General features: G+C 69.6%; 11 protein-coding genes. 9 read left to right on the forward strand and 2 right to left on the reverse strand.

Annotation, left to right across the window (positions count from 1 at the left end):
• The first annotated feature begins 265 nt into the window (after positions 1-265).
• From EP757_RS25410 to EP757_RS25450, 9 genes are all read left to right on the forward strand, one after another.
• Positions 266-1339, forward strand: a complete 1074-nt coding sequence (locus tag EP757_RS25410; RefSeq protein WP_127550056.1) for a ricin-type beta-trefoil lectin domain protein — start codon at positions 266-268, stop codon at positions 1337-1339.
• Positions 1336-2949, forward strand: a complete 1614-nt coding sequence (locus EP757_RS25415; RefSeq protein WP_127550058.1) for a ricin-type beta-trefoil lectin domain protein — start codon at positions 1336-1338, stop codon at positions 2947-2949. The genes EP757_RS25410 and EP757_RS25415 overlap by 4 nt, the downstream gene beginning before the upstream one ends.
• On the forward strand, positions 2949-4301 hold the full coding sequence (locus tag EP757_RS25420) for a glycoside hydrolase family 43 protein (protein WP_127550060.1): 1353 nt from the start codon (positions 2949-2951) through the stop codon (positions 4299-4301). The genes EP757_RS25415 and EP757_RS25420 overlap by 1 nt, the downstream gene beginning before the upstream one ends.
• Entirely contained in the window at positions 4298-6316 is a 2019-nt protein-coding gene (locus EP757_RS25425; protein ID WP_127550062.1) for an RICIN domain-containing protein, read from the forward strand. The genes EP757_RS25420 and EP757_RS25425 overlap by 4 nt, the downstream gene beginning before the upstream one ends.
• A gap of 44 nt (positions 6317-6360) precedes the next feature.
• Positions 6361-7806: a non-reducing end alpha-L-arabinofuranosidase family hydrolase gene (locus EP757_RS25430; RefSeq protein ID WP_197725376.1), complete on the forward strand. Its 1446-nt coding sequence runs from the start codon at positions 6361-6363 to the stop codon at positions 7804-7806.
• Positions 7807-7944: 138 nt separating this feature from the next.
• Positions 7945-10647 (forward strand): glucosidase, encoded by a 2703-nt coding sequence (locus EP757_RS25435; RefSeq protein WP_127550064.1) that lies wholly within the window; start codon positions 7945-7947, stop codon positions 10645-10647.
• Entirely contained in the window at positions 10644-12770 is a 2127-nt protein-coding gene (glgX, locus tag EP757_RS25440; protein ID WP_127550066.1) for a glycogen debranching protein GlgX, read from the forward strand. Before EP757_RS25435 ends, glgX begins: the two co-directional genes overlap by 4 nt.
• Entirely contained in the window at positions 12754-13956 is a 1203-nt protein-coding gene (locus tag EP757_RS25445) for a sugar MFS transporter (RefSeq protein WP_127550068.1), read from the forward strand. The genes glgX and EP757_RS25445 overlap by 17 nt, the downstream gene beginning before the upstream one ends.
• Before the next feature lie 10 nt (positions 13957-13966).
• Positions 13967-14875, forward strand: coding sequence for a DUF389 domain-containing protein (locus tag EP757_RS25450; RefSeq protein ID WP_127550070.1), 909 nt, complete (start codon positions 13967-13969; stop codon positions 14873-14875).
• On the opposite strand, the gene EP757_RS25455 is transcribed toward EP757_RS25450, so the two are convergent.
• Positions 14863-15147 carry a hypothetical protein gene (locus tag EP757_RS25455; protein WP_127550072.1) on the reverse strand — a complete coding sequence of 95 codons (285 nt, stop codon included), beginning with the start codon at positions 15145-15147 and terminating at the stop codon, positions 14863-14865. The two genes, EP757_RS25450 and EP757_RS25455, sit on opposite strands and share 13 nt — an antisense overlap.
• Positions 15148-15941: 794 nt before the next feature.
• Entirely contained in the window at positions 15942-17405 is a 1464-nt protein-coding gene (locus EP757_RS25460) for a benzaldehyde dehydrogenase (RefSeq protein WP_127550074.1), read from the reverse strand.
• Positions 17406-17422 lie beyond the last annotated feature (17 nt).

The following is a 17422-nucleotide window of genomic DNA, read 5'->3' on the forward strand; positions in this document are numbered from 1 at the left end:
TCTTGGGGCGACGCGATGTGGGGGCGACCGGATGCTGATCGGCCGCCCGTCCGCCGACCTGAGCCGCCAGGAAAGTGTTATGCGAATTCGTCGCGCGTGGTCGGAATGTCATCCCCTTGAATGTCTCGAAACATCCTGGCAATCTCCGAATCAAGCTGTTAGCGCTCCCATCCCCGACTCGCATCCGGCTTGGACTACCCCCGACCAGCAGACGATGCGGTGTGAGCGATAACAGAAATCCCCATTCGCAGGGAGGCGTAGAGCCATGCCCAAACCGCAGCGATGGTTGCTGGCAGCACTGCTGGCCGCCGCCGCGATCCTCCTCCAGCCGCCCGGTGCGGCCGCCGCGGAATCGAACGGCGGCACCCGGGTGATGCCGTTGGGAGACTCCATCACCGAAGGTACCCAGGTGCCCGGCGGGTACCGGATCGGACTCTGGCAGCGCGCGGCTGCCGCCGGATATCGGGTGGACCTCGTCGGCTCCCAGTTCAACGGGCCGGCCGCACTCGGCGATCACGACCACGAGGGCCATCCCGGGTGGCGGATCGACCAGATCGACGCGAACATCGCCGGCTGGCTGCGGACCACCACCCCGCGCACCGTGCTGCTGCACATCGGGACCAACGACATCCTGCAGAACTACAACGTCGGTGGCGCTCCGGGCCGGCTGTCCGCGCTGCTCGATCGGATCAAGGCCGCCGCTGGATCGGCCGACGTCTTCGTGGCCACCCTCATCCCGCTGTCCAACGCGGGCCAGGAGGCCGCCGTCCGAACCTTCAACGCCGCCCTGCCCGGCATCGTGAGCGGCAAGGGGTCGCGGTTCCACCTCGTCGACATGCACGCCGCGCTCACCACCGCCGACCTGATCGACGGCATCCATCCGACCGTCGGCGGCTACGACAAGATGGCCGCCACCTGGTACGCGGCCCTGCGTTCGGTCCCCGGCTCGATCGGCGACCCGGTGAGCACCGGCCGGGCGCTGGTCGGCGCCGCTTCCGGACGCTGCCTGGATCTGCCGAACGGCGCCACCGCCAACGGCACTCAGCCGATCATCTGGGACTGCTCCGGCGCCGCCAACCAGCGGTGGACCTACGACGGCCAGACCCTGCGGGCGCTGGGCAAGTGCCTGGACTCGCCGACCGGCGCCACCACGGGCGCCCGGGCCCAGCTGTGGGACTGCAGCGGCGCCGCCAACCAGCGGTGGGCCTTCACCTCCGGCGGCACGATCCGTAACGCCCCGTCGGGCCTGTGCCTGGACGTCGCCGGAACCGTCAACGGCACCGCCGCCTACCTGCGGACCTGCACCACCACCGCCAACCAGATCTGGACGAGCCGATGATGAAGAGACTCGCGACACTGCTCGCCGCCGTGCTGCTGCTGGCCGGCCTCGTCACCGCGCCTGCTCAGGCGCTGGACAACGGTGTGGCCCGCACCCCGCCGATGGGCTGGAACAGCTGGAACACCTTCGGGTGCAACATCAACGAGACGCTGATCCGGCAGATGGCCGACGCCATGGTCAACAGCGGCATGCGCGACGCCGGCTACCAGTACGTCGTCGTGGACGACTGCTGGTTCAACCCGAACCGGGACTCCGCCGGCAACCTGCAGGGCGATCCCACCCGGTTCCCCAGCGGCATGAAGGCTCTCGGTGACTACCTGCACGGCAAGGGCCTGAAGTTCGGCATCTACCAGGGCCCGCTCGACAAGACCTGCGCGCAGTACTTCAACAGCTATCCGGGCGCCACCGGCAGCCAGGGCCACGAGGTGCAGGACGCCCGCCAGTTCGCCGCGTGGGGCGTCGACTACCTCAAGTACGACTGGTGCTCGCCGACCGGCACGATCAGCGAGCAGGTCGCCACGTTCGCGAAGATGCGCGACGCGCTCGCCGCTACCGGACGGCCGATCGTCTACAGCATCAACCCGAACAGCATCCACGCCAAGACCGGGCCGCAGCGGGACTGGGGCGACGTCGCGAACATGTGGCGTACCACCGAGGACATCAGCGACGCCTGGGACACCGGGCAGACCAACGGGTACCCGATGGGCGTCAAGAACATCGTCGACGTCACCGTGCCGCTCGCCGGTTACGCCCGGCCGGGCCAGTTCAACGACCCGGACATGATGGAGGTCGGCCGGGGCGGTATGACCGACACCGAGCAGCGCAGTCACTTCGCGCTCTGGGCGGTGATGGCCTCCCCGCTGATCGCCGGCAACGACCTGCGTTCGATGAGCGCGGCCACCCAGACCATCCTGAAGAACACCCGGCTCATCGCCATCAACCAGGACACGCTCGGCCTCCAAGCGACCCAGGTCTCGTACGACGGCACCCGCCGCGTCCTGGCCAAGCGGCTGGCGAACGGCGACGTCGCGGTGGCCCTGTTCAACCAGGGCTCCTCGGCCACCACCGTCTCGACCACCGCTGCCGCGATCGGCAAGTCCGGCAGCTCGTTCACCCTCCAGGACGCGTGGAGCGGCACGACGAGCACCAGCACCGGCGGTATCAGCGCCACGGTTGCGGGTCACGGGACGGTCGTCTACCGGGTGAGTGGCGGGACGACCACCCCGCTGCCGAGCGCCACCACGCTGGTCAGCGCCTCGTCGGGGCGCTGTCTCGACGTGCCGAACGGCGCCACCGCCAACGGCACCCAGCCGGTCATCTGGGACTGCAACGGCGGCGCCAACCAGCGCTGGACCTTCTCCGGCAGCAGCCTGCAGGCCCTCGGCAAGTGCCTCGACGCGCCGATCGGCGCCACCGCCGGCGCCAAGGCCCAGCTCTGGGACTGCAACGGCCAGACCAACCAGCAGTGGACGCTCCGGTCCGACGGCACCATCCGGGGGACCGCCTCGGGGCTCTGCCTGGACGTCGACCACAACCTCACCGCCAACGGCACCGTGGTCCTGCTCTGGACCTGCGGCACCGCCGCCAACCAGCGATGGAGTCGTGTCTGATGCTGAGAAGACTGCTCTGCGCGGCCGTCCTGATCTGCGCCGGCATCACCGTCCCGGCGGCCACCGCGCACGCCGACAACCCGATCGTGCAGACCATCTACACCGCCGACCCGGCGCCGCTGGTCCACAACGGCCGCGTCTACCTCTACACCGGTCACGACGAGGACAACTCGACCTGGTTCACCATGAAGGAGTGGCGGGTCTACTCGTCCGCCGACATGGTCAACTGGACCGATCACGGCTCGCCGATGAGCCTGTCCACCTTCAGCTGGGCCAGCGCCGACGCCTGGGCCGGGCAGGTCGTGGCGCGCAACGGCAAGTTCTACTGGTACGTCCCGGTCACCAACCGGTCGACCGGCCGTATGGCCATCGGGGTGGGCGTCTCCAGCAGCCCGACCGGCCCGTTCACCGACGCGATCGGGCGTCCCCTCGCCGAGAACGGCGAGATCGACCCGACCGTGTTCATCGACGACGACGGCCAGGCCTACCTCTATTGGGGCAACCCCAATCTCTGGTACGTGCGACTGAACCCTGACATGGTCAGTTACAGCGGCGCGATAACCCGCATCCCGCTCACGACCGCGGGGTTCGGCACCCGCACCGGCGACGCCAACCGGCCGACGCTGTACGAAGAGGGCCCCTGGGTCTACAAGCGCAACGGCCTCTACTACAACGTGTTCGCCGCGAAGTGCTGCTCGGAGTTCATCGGTTACTCCACCGCGCCCGGCCCGACCGGACCGTGGACCTATCGCGGCACCGTCATGCCGACGCAGGGCAGCAGCTTCACCAACCACGCCGGGATCGTCGACTTCAACGGCGGGTCGTACTTCTTCTACCACAACGGCGCGTTGCCCGGCGGCGGCGGATTCACCCGCTCGGTCGCCGTGGAGAAGTTCAGCTACAACGCCGACGGCACCATTCCCGGGATCACGATGACCTCGGGCGGGGCGCCGCAGAACGGGACGCTCAATCCGTACGTCCGGCAGGAGGGCGAGACGATCGCCTGGAGCTCCGGCGTCGAGACCGAACGCGCGAGCGACGGCGGCATGAACGTCGGCTACCTGGAGAACGGCGACTACATCAAGGTCAAGGGCGTCGCGTTCGGCGCCGGCGCCACCTCGTTCTCCGCCCGGGTGGCCTCGGCGGCCGCGGGCGGGCGCATCGAGCTGCGGCTCGGCAGCCCCACCGGCACGCTCGCCGGGACGTGCACGGCCCCGGCGACCGGTGGCTGGCAGACCTGGACCACCGTCAGCTGCCCGGTCAGCGGCGCCACCGGCAACCGCGACCTGTACCTGCGGTTCACCGGTGGCAGCGGCTACCTCTTCAACGTCGACTGGTGGAGGTTCGCGTGAAACCGTTCCGTCTGCTCGCCGCCGCGCTGATCGCGGTGCTCGTACCCACCGTGCTCGCCGCGCCGGCGTCCGCGGCGACCATCGACACGAGCGCGTCGTACGTGCTGGTCAACCGCAACAGCGGCAAGGCGCTGGACCTGTACAACCTGGCCACGAACGACGGCGCGCGGATCACCCAGTGGACGCGTAACGACCAGGCGCAGCAGCAGTGGCAGTTCGTCGACTCCGGCAGCGGCTACTACCGGCTCAAGTCGAAGCACTCCGGCAAAGTCCTCGACGTCTCCGGCGGCTCGACCGCCGACGGTGGCGCGATCGTGCAGTGGACCGACAACAATGCCACGAATCAGCAGTTCAGCGTCCAGGACATCGACGGGTACATCCAGCTGATCAACCGGAACAGCGGTAAGGCCGTGGAGGTGCAGGGCGCGTCCACCGCCGACGGCGCCAACATCGTGCAGTACGCCGACTGGAACGGCGCCAACCAGCAGTGGCAGCTCGTCAAGCTCGGCAGCACGCCGTCGACCGGCACCTTCACCAACCCGGTGGTGTGGCAGGACTTCGCCGACGGCGACATCATCCGGGTCGGAGACGCCTACTACTACTCCGCGTCCACCATGCACTACTCGCCGGGCGCGCCGATCCTGCGCTCCTACGATCTGGTCAACTGGGAGTACGCGGGTCATTCCGTGCCGCGGCTCGACTTCGACTCGAACGCCTACGACCTGAACGGCGGGCGGGCGTACGTCAAGGGCATCTGGGCGTCGGCGTTCAACTATCGGCCGAGTAACAGCACGTACTACTGGCTGGGCTGCACCGAGTTCAACCGGACCTACGTCTACACCGCCTCGGCCGTGGACGGGACGTGGTCGAAGAAGGCCCGGATCAACAACTGCTACTACGACGCCGGCCTGATGTTCGACGGCGACACCCCGTACGTGGCCTACGGCAACGGCACGATCAGCGTCGCGCAGCTCAACGCCGACCTGACCGCGCAGGTGCGGTCGCAGACCGTCTACACCACGCCGTCGAGCATCGGGACCCTCGAAGGATCCCGGATGTACAAGCGCGGCAACTACTACTACATCTGGCTGACGCGGCCGGCCAATGGCCAGTACGTTCTCCGATCGACCAGCCCGTGGGGCCCGTACGAGCAGAGGCAGGTCCTTCTTGATCTTCCCGGGCCGATCTCCGGGGGAGGGGTGCCGCACCAGGGCGGTCTCGTGCAGACCCAGAACGGCGACTGGTGGTACATGGCGTTCACCGACGCCTACCCCGGCGGGCGGGTGCCGACGCTGGCCCCGATCACGTGGAGCAACGACTGGCCGGTGCTGACCACGTCCGGCGGACGCTGGGGCGCCACCTATCCCAAGCCGAACATCACCACGTCCAAGACCGTGCGCTCGATGATCGGCCCGGACACGTTCACCGGCAGCACGCTGGGACACCGGTGGGAGTGGAACCACAACCCGGACACCAGCCGGTTCAGCGTCGGCAACGGGCTGCGGCTGTCCACCGCGACGGTGACGAACGACCTGTACAGCGCCCGCAACACGCTGACCCACCGCATCCAGGGGCCGTCGTCCACCGCCACCATCGAGCTGGACTACTCGCAGATGGCGAACGGCGACCGGGCCGGCCTGGCGATGCTGCGCGACTCGTCCGCGTGGATCGGCGTGCGCAAGGACAACGGCGCCACCCGGGTGTCGATGACCAACGGCCTCACCATGAACTCCAGCTGGGCCACCACCGGCACCGGCAGCGAGGCGGCCGGCGCGGCGATCAGCGGCGGCCGGATCTGGCTACGGGTCAGCGCCGACATCCGGCCCGGCTCCGGGCGGACCGCGACGTTCTCCTACAGCACGAACGGCAGCACCTTCACCACGCTGGGACCCGCGTTCACCCTGAACAACGCCTGGCAGTTCTTCATGGGTTACCGCTTCGGCATCTTCAACCACGCCACCCAGTCGCTGGGCGGCGCGGTCACGGTCAGCCGCTTCGACCTGACCACCCCGTGATGTACGACCCCCATCCCCAACCCCGTTCCTCAAGGAGCACCCGTATGCACGTACCAAGAATGCTCGTGGCCCTTGCCTTGATCGTCACCGGCGGAACCGTGGCGGCGACCGCGACGCCCGCCGCCGCGGCCACCATCGACACCACCGCGTCGTATGTGCTGGTCAACCGCAACAGCGGCAAGGCGCTGGACCTGTACAACCTGGCCACGAACGACGGCGCGCGGATCACCCAGTGGACGCGTAACGACCAGGCGCAGCAGCAGTGGCAGTTCGTCAGCTCCGGCAGCGGCTACTACCGGCTCAAGTCCAAGCACTCCGGCAAGGTCCTCGACGTCTACAACCTGTCGACGGCCGACGGCGGATCGATCGTGCAGTGGACCGACAACAACACCACCAACCAGCAGTTCAGCGTCCAGGACATCGACGGGTACATCCAGCTGATCAACCGGAACAGCGGCAAGGCCGTCGAGGTGCAAGGCGCGTCCACGGCGGACGGCGCCAACATCGTGCAGTACGCCGACTGGAACGGCGCCAACCAGCAGTGGCAGCTCGTCAAGGTCGGCTCCAGCGGCGGCGGCAGTGGCTGTTCTCTCCCGTCGAACTACCGCTGGTCGTCGACCGGATCGCTGGCGAACCCGAAGTCCGGCTGGGTCTCCCTCAAGGACTTCACGCACGCGCCGTACAACGGACGCCAGCTCGTCTACGCCACCACGCACGACACCGGCACGTCGTGGGGCTCGATGAACTTCGGCCTGTTCACCAACTGGTCCGACATGGGATCGGCCAGCCAGAACGGGATGAACTTCGCGGCGGTCGCGCCGTCGCTGTTCTACTTCGCGCCGAAGAACATCTGGGTGCTCGCCTACCAGTGGGGTGGCCCGGCGTTCTCCTACCGCACGTCCAGCGACCCGACCAACCCGAACGGCTGGTCCGCGGCGCAGACCCTGTTCACCGGCAGCATCACCGGCTCCGGAACCGGCCCGATCGACCACACGCTGATCGGCGACGGCACGAACATGTACCTCTTCTTCGCCGGCGACAACGGCAAGATCTACCGGGCGTCGATGCCGATCGGGAACTTCCCCGGTAACTTCGGCTCCTCCTACACCACGATCATGAGCGACACCACGAACAACCTGTTCGAGGCGCCGCAGGTCTACAAGGTGCAGGGCCAGAACCAGTACCTGATGATCGTCGAGGCGATCGGCAGCCAGGGCCGCTACTTCCGCTCGTTCACGGCCACCAGCCTGAGCGGATCGTGGACACCGCAGGCCGCCACCGAGAGCAACCCGTTCGCCGGCAAGGCCAACAGCGGCGCCACCTGGACCAACGACATCAGCCACGGCGAACTGATCCGCAGTAGCGCCGACCAGACCATGACGATCGACCCCTGCAACCTGCAGCTGCTCTACCAGGGCCGCTCGCCGAGCTCCGGCGGCGACTACGGGCTGCTGCCGTACCGCCCGGGGGTGCTCACCCTGCAGCGCTGACCTTTTCCGGACCGATCCGCGGGGCCGTCTCGTCACCGACGAGGCGGCCCCGTCTACCACCCGCGAGGGGTGATGCGGGCGGTCACTCTGCGCGGTGAACATGAGTCGGTGAGTGACCGCGGGATCGGAGGACGTCGCATGGGCGCCGAGAGCGAGCGAGTAGCGCAATTCGGGCGGCTGGAGGACGGGCTGCTGCAGGCGGGGGACTGGTACCGATGGGGGCCGTACGTCAGTGAGCGGCAGTGGGGCACGGTCCGGGAGGACTACAGCGCCGACGGCAACGCCTGGGATTACCTGCCGCACGATCACGCCCGGTCACGGGCCTACCGGTGGGGCGAGGACGGGCTGGCCGGGTTCAGCGACATCGAGCAGCGGTTCTGCCTGTCGCTGGCGCTGTGGAACGGGCGCGACCCGATCCTCAAGGAACGCGCGTTCGGGCTGACCGGACCGCAGGGCAACCACGGCGAGGACGTCAAGGAGTACTGGTGGTACCTCGACGCGATCCCGTCGCACGCCTGGAACCGGTGGCGCTACCACTATCCGCAGGGCGCGTTCCCGTACCAGGATCTGATCGACACGAACGCCGGACGGGACCGGTACCAGCCCGAGTACGAGCTGCTCGACACCGGCGCGTTCGACGAGGACCGGTACTGGCTCACCGAGGTCCACTACGCCAAGGCGGGCCCGGACGACCTGCTGATCACCGTCCAGGTGACGAACCAGGGCCCGGACACCGAGACGCTGCACGTGCTGCCCACGGCCTGGTTCCGCAACACCTGGTCGTGGGGTGACGACGGGGTCCGGCCGTCGCTGCGGGCGTCCGGCGACCGGTCGGTGACGATCGACCATCCGATCACCGGCGTGATGGAGCTGATCGGCGCGGCCGGTCCGGACGGCACGACGCCGCAGCTGCTGTTCTGCGAGAACGAGACGAATCTGGAGCGGCTGGACGGCGTACCGGGAAGCACCCCCTATCCGAAGGACGGCATCAACGATCACGTGACGCAGGGGGCGCCGACCGTCAATCCGGAGCGGACCGGGACCAAGTGCGCGTTCTGGTACCAGGTCACCGTGCCGCCGGGGGAGACCGCGGAGCTGCGGCTGCGGCTGCGCCCGGCCGCGGGTGGCGGGGGCGATCCGCTCGGCGAGGACTTCACCCGGCTGGTGGCCCAGCGCCGTGGCGAGGCCGACGAGTTCTACGCCGAGCTGACCCCGGAGGGCGCGAGCGAGGACGAGGCGCTGGTGCTGCGGCAGGCGTCGGCCGGTCTGCTCTGGAGCAAGCAGCTGTTCTACTACGACGTGCAGCGGTGGCTGGACGGCGACCCGGGCCAGCCGGCTCCGCCGGCCGAGCGGCTGACCGGGCGCAACGCCAAGTGGCGCAACTTCAACGGGTTCGACATCATCTCGATGCCGGACAAGTGGGAGTACCCGTGGTTCGCCGCCTGGGATCTGGCCTTCCACACCGTCCCGCTGGCCCACCTGGACCCGGCTTTCGCGAAGTACCAGCTGATCCTGGTCTGCCGAGAATGGTTCCAGAGTCCCAACGGGGCGTTGCCCGCGTACGAGTGGGACTTCGGTGACGTGAACCCGCCCGTCCACGCCTGGGCCGCCCTCCAGGTCTTCGCCATCGACGGCGCCCGCGACCTGGACTTCCTGTCCCGGGTGTTCGACAAGCTGCTGGTCAACTTCACCTGGTGGGTCAACCGGGAGGACGCCGGCGAGAACAACGTCTTCGAGGGCGGCTTCCTCGGCCTGGACAACATCGGGCCGATCGACCGCTCCCACCTGCCCGACGGCTACACCCTGGAACAGTCCGACGCCACCGGCTGGATGGGCTCCTACGCCGCGGCGATGGGCGCGATCGCCGCCGTGCTGAACTGGTCCGGCCGCCGGGAGGGGCAGGATCTCGTCCTCAAGTTCCTGGAGCACTTCGCGAGCATCCGGGAGGCGCTGGACAAGCAGGGGCTGTGGGACGACGCCGACGGGCTCTTCTACGACCGGCTGGTCACGCCCTCCGGGCAGGCCGTCCCGGTCAAGGTCCACTCGATGGTCTCGATCATCCCGGCGCTGGCCGCCCTGGTCATCGACGGCGACATGCTGAACCGCGCGATGACCATGAACAAGGGGTTCATGCGGCTGCTGGAACGCGAAGGCGTCAGCGACATCGAGAAGCTGGTCGAGACCCCTCAGTTGCGCGGCGAGGAGGGCCACCGGCGGCTGCTGCTCTCGGTAGCCCGGTCGGAGCACCTGGAACGGCTGTTCACCAAGCTCTTCGACGAGAACGAGTTCCTGTCGCCGCACGGGTTCCGGGCGCTCTCCGCCTACCACCGCGACCACCCCTACCAGTTCGAGGCCGAGGGGTACCACTCGTCGATCGACTACGAGCCGGCCGAATCGACCACCTCGATGTTCGGCGGCAACTCGAACTGGCGCGGCCCGATCTGGATGCCGGTCAACTACCTGGTGGTCGAGACCCTGGAGCGCTACCACCGGTTCTACGGCGACGACTTCGAGCTGGAGTACCCGACCGGCTCGGGCGAACGGCACTCGCTCGGTGTGATCGTCACCGACCTGCAGGACCGGCTGATCTCGCTGTTCACCAAGGACGAGAACGGCCGGAGGCCCTGCTTCGGCGGCACCGAGAGGATGCAGACCGACCCGGCCTGGCGCGACAACCTGATCTTCAGCGAGTACTTCCACGGCGACAACGGCGCCGCGATCGGCGCGTTCCACCAGACCGGCTGGACCGGGCTGATCGCCGACCTGATCCTGCGCCGCCACGGCGCCGTCAAGTCGGTCGGCGACGTGGCCCGGGACCTCATCAGCAGGAAGCGGTCATGACCGGGGCCCTTCCCGGTGTGCCCTTCCCGCTCGGCGCCACGCCCGGCGAGCAGTTCGGCCTCACCGGGACGAACTTCGCGATCGCCTCATCGGTCGCGGACAGCGTCACGCTGTGCCTGTTCGACGCCGTCGGCCGGGAGACCACGATCCCGCTCCGGGACAACGACGCCGACGTGTGGCACGCCTTCGTGCCCGGCGCCGGGCCCGGGCAGGCCTACGGCTACCGGATCGGCGGGCCGTGGCTGCCGGACCGCGGTCTGCGGTGCAATCCGGCCAAGCTGCTGCTCGATCCGTACGCGACGGCCATCAGCGGGTCGGTCACCTTCGGGCCCGGGATCCTCGGGCAGGACGAGGCCGACCCGGCGAAGCCGAGCGCTGTGGACTCCGCGCCGTACGTCCCGCGCAGCCTGGTGACCGACCCCGCCTTCACCTGGACCGATCAGGAACGCCCGCGGTACTCGTACGCGGACACGGTCGTCTACGAGCTCCACGTCAAGGGCTTCACGATGCGCCACCCGGACATCCCGCCCGAGCTGCGGGGGACGTACGCCGGACTGGCCCACGAGGCGGCGACCGGATACCTGACCGGCCTCGGCGTGACGACCGTCGAGCTGCTCCCCGTGCACCAGAGCGTGCCGGAGTCGTTCCTGGCCGGCCGGAACCTGACGAACTACTGGGGTTACAACACCATCGGCTACTTCGCCCCGCACAACGGGTATTCGGCCGCCGTCCGGGCCGGCCGGACCGGTGGTCATGTCGCCGAGTTCAAGGCCATGGTGGACGCGCTGCACCGGGCCGGCCTGGAAGTGGTACTGGACGTGGTGTTCAACCACACCGCGGAGGCGGGACCGGACGGCCCCGCGCTGTGCTTCCGCGGCATCGACAACACCGCCTACTACCGGACCGTGCCCGATGATCCCGGCTCCTACATCGACACCACGGGGTGCGGCAACTCCCTCAACGCCGGTGACCCGATCACGCTGCAGCTCATGCTCGACTCGCTGCGGTACTGGATCACCGAGATGCACGTCGACGGGTTCCGGTTCGACCTCGCGCCGACCCTGGCCCGGCAGGCCGGCGCGTACGACAGGGTCTCCGCGTTCCTCGACATGGTCGCCCAGGACCCGGTCGTCTCCCGGGTCAAGCTGATCGCCGAGCCGTGGGACGTCGGCCAGATGGACAGTTACGACCTGGGCCGGTTCCCGCCGCTGTGGCGGGAGTGGAACGGCAAGTACCGCGACACCATGCGCGGCTTCTGGGCCAGCCGCCCGGTCGGCATCGGGGAGTTCGCCACCCGGTTCACCGGCTCCTCCGACCTGTACGGCACGTCCGGACGCCGGCCGACCGCCTCGGTCAACCTGATCACCGTGCACGACGGTTTCACCCTGCGCGACCTGGTCTCCTACGACCACAAGCACAACGAGGCGAACGGCGAGGAGAACCGGGACGGCACCGACGACAACGGCTCGTGGAACTGCGGCGCCGAGGGACCCAGCGACGATCCGGACGTGTCGGCGCTGCGATCCCGGCAGTCCCGGGCCATGCTCACCACGCTGCTGCTCTCCTTCGGGGTGCCGATGCTGCTCGGCGGCGACGAGATCGGCCGGACCCAGGGCGGCAACAACAACGCCTACTGCCAGGACAACGAGATCACCTGGTTCGACTGGGGGAACGTGGACACCGCGCTGAAGGACTTCACCACCACCCTGATCGCGTTCCGCCGGGCCCATCCGGTCTTCCGCCGCGGACGTTTCCTGACCGGCGCCGAGACCTCGGAGCTGCTCTGGTTCACGCCGGCGGGCACGCCGATGGACAGCGGTGACTGGCACGACCCGGACGCGCGGGCGATCGCCGTCTACCTCGACGGCTCGGACGGCCCGGACCGGGCCGGCGACGGAACGCTCCTGGTCGACGACGACTTCCTGGTCCTGGTGAACTCCTGGTGGGAGCCGCTCGACTTCGTGCTGCCGCCGACCCGGCCGGACGCCCGGTGGACCGCCGAGATCGACAGCTACGACCCCGGCGCCGTCAACGGTCAGGATGTGCGCGGCGCCGGTGAGACGGTGACGCTGGGCCCGCGCTCGGTCGTGGTGCTCCGGAGCGGTGATGGCCTCGAAGGCTGAGATCAGGGCGGTCAACCTGGCCGGTCTCGTCCAGGGCATCACACTGGTCACCTTCCCGGCGGCCGGTTCGATCTTCACCGACCCCGGCCAGTACGACCTCAGCGGCTCGCAGTACGGCGCCATGTTCCTGCCGCAGGTGGTGACCGCGATCGTCACCTCGCTGCTCGGCGCCGGCCTGGCCCGGCGGTACACCCCGAAACGGGTGCTGCTGCTCGGGCTGGCGGCGAACACGGCCGCGATGGCAGTGCTGGTCGGGTCCACCGCGGTCAAGTCGGACGCCGCGGTGGCCTATCCGTTGCTGCTGGTCGCGACCGCTTTCCTGGGCACCGGTTTCGGGCTGACCGTGCCGGTGCTCAACACCTTCGTGGCGGCGTTCCGGCCACACCGCGCCGACAAGGCGGTGCTGGTGCTCAACGCCCTGCTCGGGCTCGGCACCGCGCTCGCGCCGGTCTTCGTCGCCGTCTTCGTCGGGCTCGGCTTCTGGTGGGGCATGCCGGTGCTGTCGGCGGTGTTGCTGCTGCTCCTGCTGCTGGCCTGCGCCCGGCTTCCGCTGCGGGCCGACACCGTCTCCTCGGCGGACGCGAAGGCCGGACACACCGGCATCCCGCCCCGGTTCTGGCTGTTCGCCGCGTTCGCCGTGCTCTACGGGATCTGCGAGACGGTCAACGGCAACTGGTCGCAGTCCTACATGACATCGGATCTGGGCGCCTCGGCGACGGAGGCGGCACTCGCGCTCACCGTCTTCTGGGCCATGGTCACCATCGGCCGGGTCTTTTTCGCCTCCCTGGTACGGGTGATAGCACCGCCCGCCGTCTTCCGCCTGCTGCCGATCGTCCTCGTAGCCACGTTCGCCCTGATCGCAGCCCTGCCCGACGACGCGCCCTGGTTCGGCGTCGCCGCCTTCGGCCTGGCCGGGCTGGGCTGCTCCGCGCTGCTGCCACTGACGATCAGTCTCGGACAGGACGCCCTGCCCTCGATGTCGGCGGCGGTGGCCGGGGGAGTGATCGCGTTCTACCAGGTGGGTTACGGCATCGCTGCCTTCGGCGTCGGCCCGCTCGTCGACGACGGCGTCGGCCTCGCGACCGTGTACGGCTGGGCCGCGATCACCGCGATCGTGCTGTCCCTGCTGTCGTTCGCCGTCGTCCGGCGGCACCCGGTGGCCGCGAGCTCCACCCGTACCGGATAGCAGGCTCTTGATGTTGGTCCTGTATCTGTTCGCGCCCGCCGACGCGACCGCGCGGGTCATGGACGTGCTGCGCGCCGAACCGGCCGCCGTGAACCTGCTGCGTGGCGGAACGACCGACGACGGCGGACGGGTGCTGATCACCGCGGAGGTACAGGCCGGGACCGTGGACGCGCTGCTGCCACGCCTGGAATCCGCGGGCGTGCCCGGCGACGACATCTCGATCATCCACCGGGACACCAGCCGGCCGCTCGGCCGGTTGCGCGGCGACGACCTGCCCGCGTGGAGCGGCGGCGCGCTGGCCTGGACCGAACTGGCGACGGCGTCACGGCAGTACGCGCGGGCGGTACCCCAGTACCTGACGTTCATGGGCTGCGCCGGGGTCATCGCGGCGTTCGGTGTGCTGACCAAGAGCGCCACCCTGATCGTCGGCGCGATGGCGATCAGCCCCGACCTGCTGCCGCTCTGCGCCATGTGCGTCGGCCTCGCGGATCACCGGTTCCGCCTGGCCGGGCGCGCCTTCGCCGTCCTGATCATCGGCATGGCGATGGCCGCCCTCACCGCGCTGCTGGTCACCCTCGCGCTGCGCGCCTCCGGGTACGGGCCGGCACACGAAGCCCTCGGCGACGGCGGCCTCGGCATCCTGCCGACCGTCAACGCGGCCACCGTCCTCGTCGCCCTGGCGGCGGGCGTCGCCGGCATCCTGTCCTTCGAAACCCGGGCCAGCTCCGCCGTCGGAGTCGCGATCTCCATCACCACGATTCCCGCGGCGGCCTTCCTCGGCGTCGCCGTCGCCGAGGGTGACTCGGCGGCGGGTGGGCCCGCAGCAGCCGTGCTGGCGGTCAACGCCGCCATGCTGGTGCTGGCGGGCACCCTGACACTCCTCGTACAGCGCGCTCGCGGACGGCGTCACTCCGCGTAGCGCGTGGGCGGGAACGGATTCGCCCCGGTCTCGCCGTTCGCCTCCCGGCGCGCCGTGACGCTCTCGATGTCCTGCTCCTCGCCGTCGAACGCCGGATCGAACGGCACCGGCTCATCCGTCGCCGCCGGCACCGTGTTGCGGTCGTAATCGGTCACGCCGGCCTCGGCCCGCTCAGCCTCGGTGCGGCGCGCCAGTTCGTCGTCCAGGTGAGTGGGCGCACCACCGTGGAAGCGGCGGTCGCGGCGGGGTTCGTTCCCGGTCTCAGTAGTCATGCCGATCCGGATACCCGCGGCCGGCCGCCCCGCCACGATGACGTCGATCACCTGAGGAGTCGTGGTGACCGTGGGTAAACGGTGGTGACGTGGGTGGGTGTTGCCGGGGCTTACGGTGCGGCCTGGGTGTGCGCTGCTGAGGGCTTACGGTGCGCTTGGCTGGCGCTACCGGGGCACACGGTGGCGGCTCAGGCGCCGGCGGCCCGGCTCTGGTCCGATCTGGTCTGGTCTGGGGACCTTGGAGCCCCCGAGCACAGCGCGGCGACTTCGGGTAGCCGCCGCAGGATCACACCGTGGGCCCGCAGCGGGTTCGTCGCGGCCGATTCGTGGAAACCTGTGGGGCCTATAGCACCCTCAATCCTCCACAAAGCAGCGGAGTTCCAAGATCTACGTCGCTGCTGCGGCGCCAGAGGCAGCTCGCGGGCCTCCAGGGCCTCGGCGGCTCGTGGTCGCGGGACCAGGCGGAGTCGGGCCGCGGCGATGACAGCCGGTCGAGCAGGGCACGCTGCGCCGGGATCCCCGACCTGTGGCCCAGCGGCGCCGCACACCATCTCGCGGATCTTGGATGATTTTCGGGGCCGCGGCAGTATCGGGGCGCGCCGCACACCGTCTCGCGGATCTTGGATGATCTCCGGGCCGCGGCGGTGTCGGGGCGCGGTGATGACTTCGCGGATCTTGGACGATTTCCGGGCCGGGGCGGAATCGGGCCGCAGCGATGACTTCGCGGATCTTCGATGGCTGCGGAAAGGCCGGCGCATCGGCGGACGGGAAGCCCGCCGATGCGCCGCGGCAGGTCAGAACGGGTAGGTGGCCGGCTCGCCCCGCATGGTGATCCAGCGGGTTTCGGTGAACGCCTCGATGTTCGCCGCCGCGCCGCCGAAGCGGGAGCCGGTGCCGGAGGCCCGGACGCCGCCGAACGGGGCGTTCGCCTCGTCGTTGACCGTCTGATCGTTGATGTGCACGATGCCCGTCGGGATCTGCTCGGCGACGGCCAGGCCGCGCATCACGTCGCGGGTGACGATGCCCAGCGACAGGCCGTACTCGCCGGCGCTCGCCAGCGCGACCGCCTCGTCCACCGATGACACCCGGGTGATCGGCGCGACCGGGCCGAACACCTCCTCGGCGAAGGCCGGTGCGGTCAGCGGTACGTCGGCCAGCACCGTGGCCTGGTAGAACAGCTCGTCGTACGACCCACCGGCCGCCACCGTGGCGCCCTGCCCCGCACTGGCCGTCACCAGCCGGTGGATCTTGTCGCGCTGGCCGGCGTCGATGATCGGGCCGAGGGCGACCTGGTCGGTGGCCGGGTTGCCGACCGGCAGCTTCCCGGCTTTGTCGGCCAGCCGCGAGACGAACTCGTCGTACAGCCGGTCGGCGACCAGGTGCCGCCCGGTGGTCATGCAGATCTGGCCCTGGTTGAAGAACGACCCCCACGCGGCCAGGTTGACGGCCGCGTCCACGTCCGCGTCGTCCAGGATCAGCAGCGCCGAGTTGCCGCCGAGCTCCAGGTGCGCCCGCTTCAGGTGCCGTCCGGCGATCTCGCCGATGCGGCGGCCGACCGGGGTGGAGCCGGTGAACGAGATGACCCGGATGTTCGGGTCGATGACCAGCGCCTCGCCGACGTCGGCGCCACCGGGCAGCATCTGCAGCACGCCCGCGGGCAGCCCGGCCTCCTCGAAGATCCGGGCCATCAGGGTGCCGCCGGTGACGGCGGTCCGCGGATCCGGCTTGAGGATCACCGCGTTGCCGAGGGCGAGCGCGGGCGCCACCGACCGGATGCCGAGGATGATCGGTACGTTGAACGGCGAGATGACGCTGACGACGCCGGCCGGCACGCGGCGGGCCATCGACAGGCGCGGCTGTTCGGAGGGGAGCAGTTCGCCGTACGGGCGGCTCGGCAGTGAGGCCGCCTCGTAGCACTCCTCCGCGGCGACGTGCAGCGCGAACCCGGCCATCCCGGGGACCGCGCCGACCTCGCGGATGTTCCAGCCGCTGATCTCGTCGGCGTGCTGCTGCCACAGGTCACCGGCCTTGCGCAGCACCGCGGCGCGGGCCGGGTGGGGCAGCGCCGCCCACTTCCGCTGCGCCTCGGCAGCACTCGCGCCGGCCTCGGCGACATCCTCGGCCGTCGCCAGGCCCATCCGCCCGAGTTCGGCGCCGGTCGCGGGCTCGACGACCGGGTAGTCGCCGCCCCGCCCGGTGGTCCACTCGCCGCCCTTGAAGATCTTTCCTTGCCAGTCGACGCCATCGAGAAGTCCCACAGCGCGCCTCCTTTTCT

This window comes from Actinoplanes sp. OR16, from assembly GCF_004001265.1.
GTDB lineage: Bacteria > Actinomycetota > Actinomycetes > Mycobacteriales > Micromonosporaceae > Actinoplanes.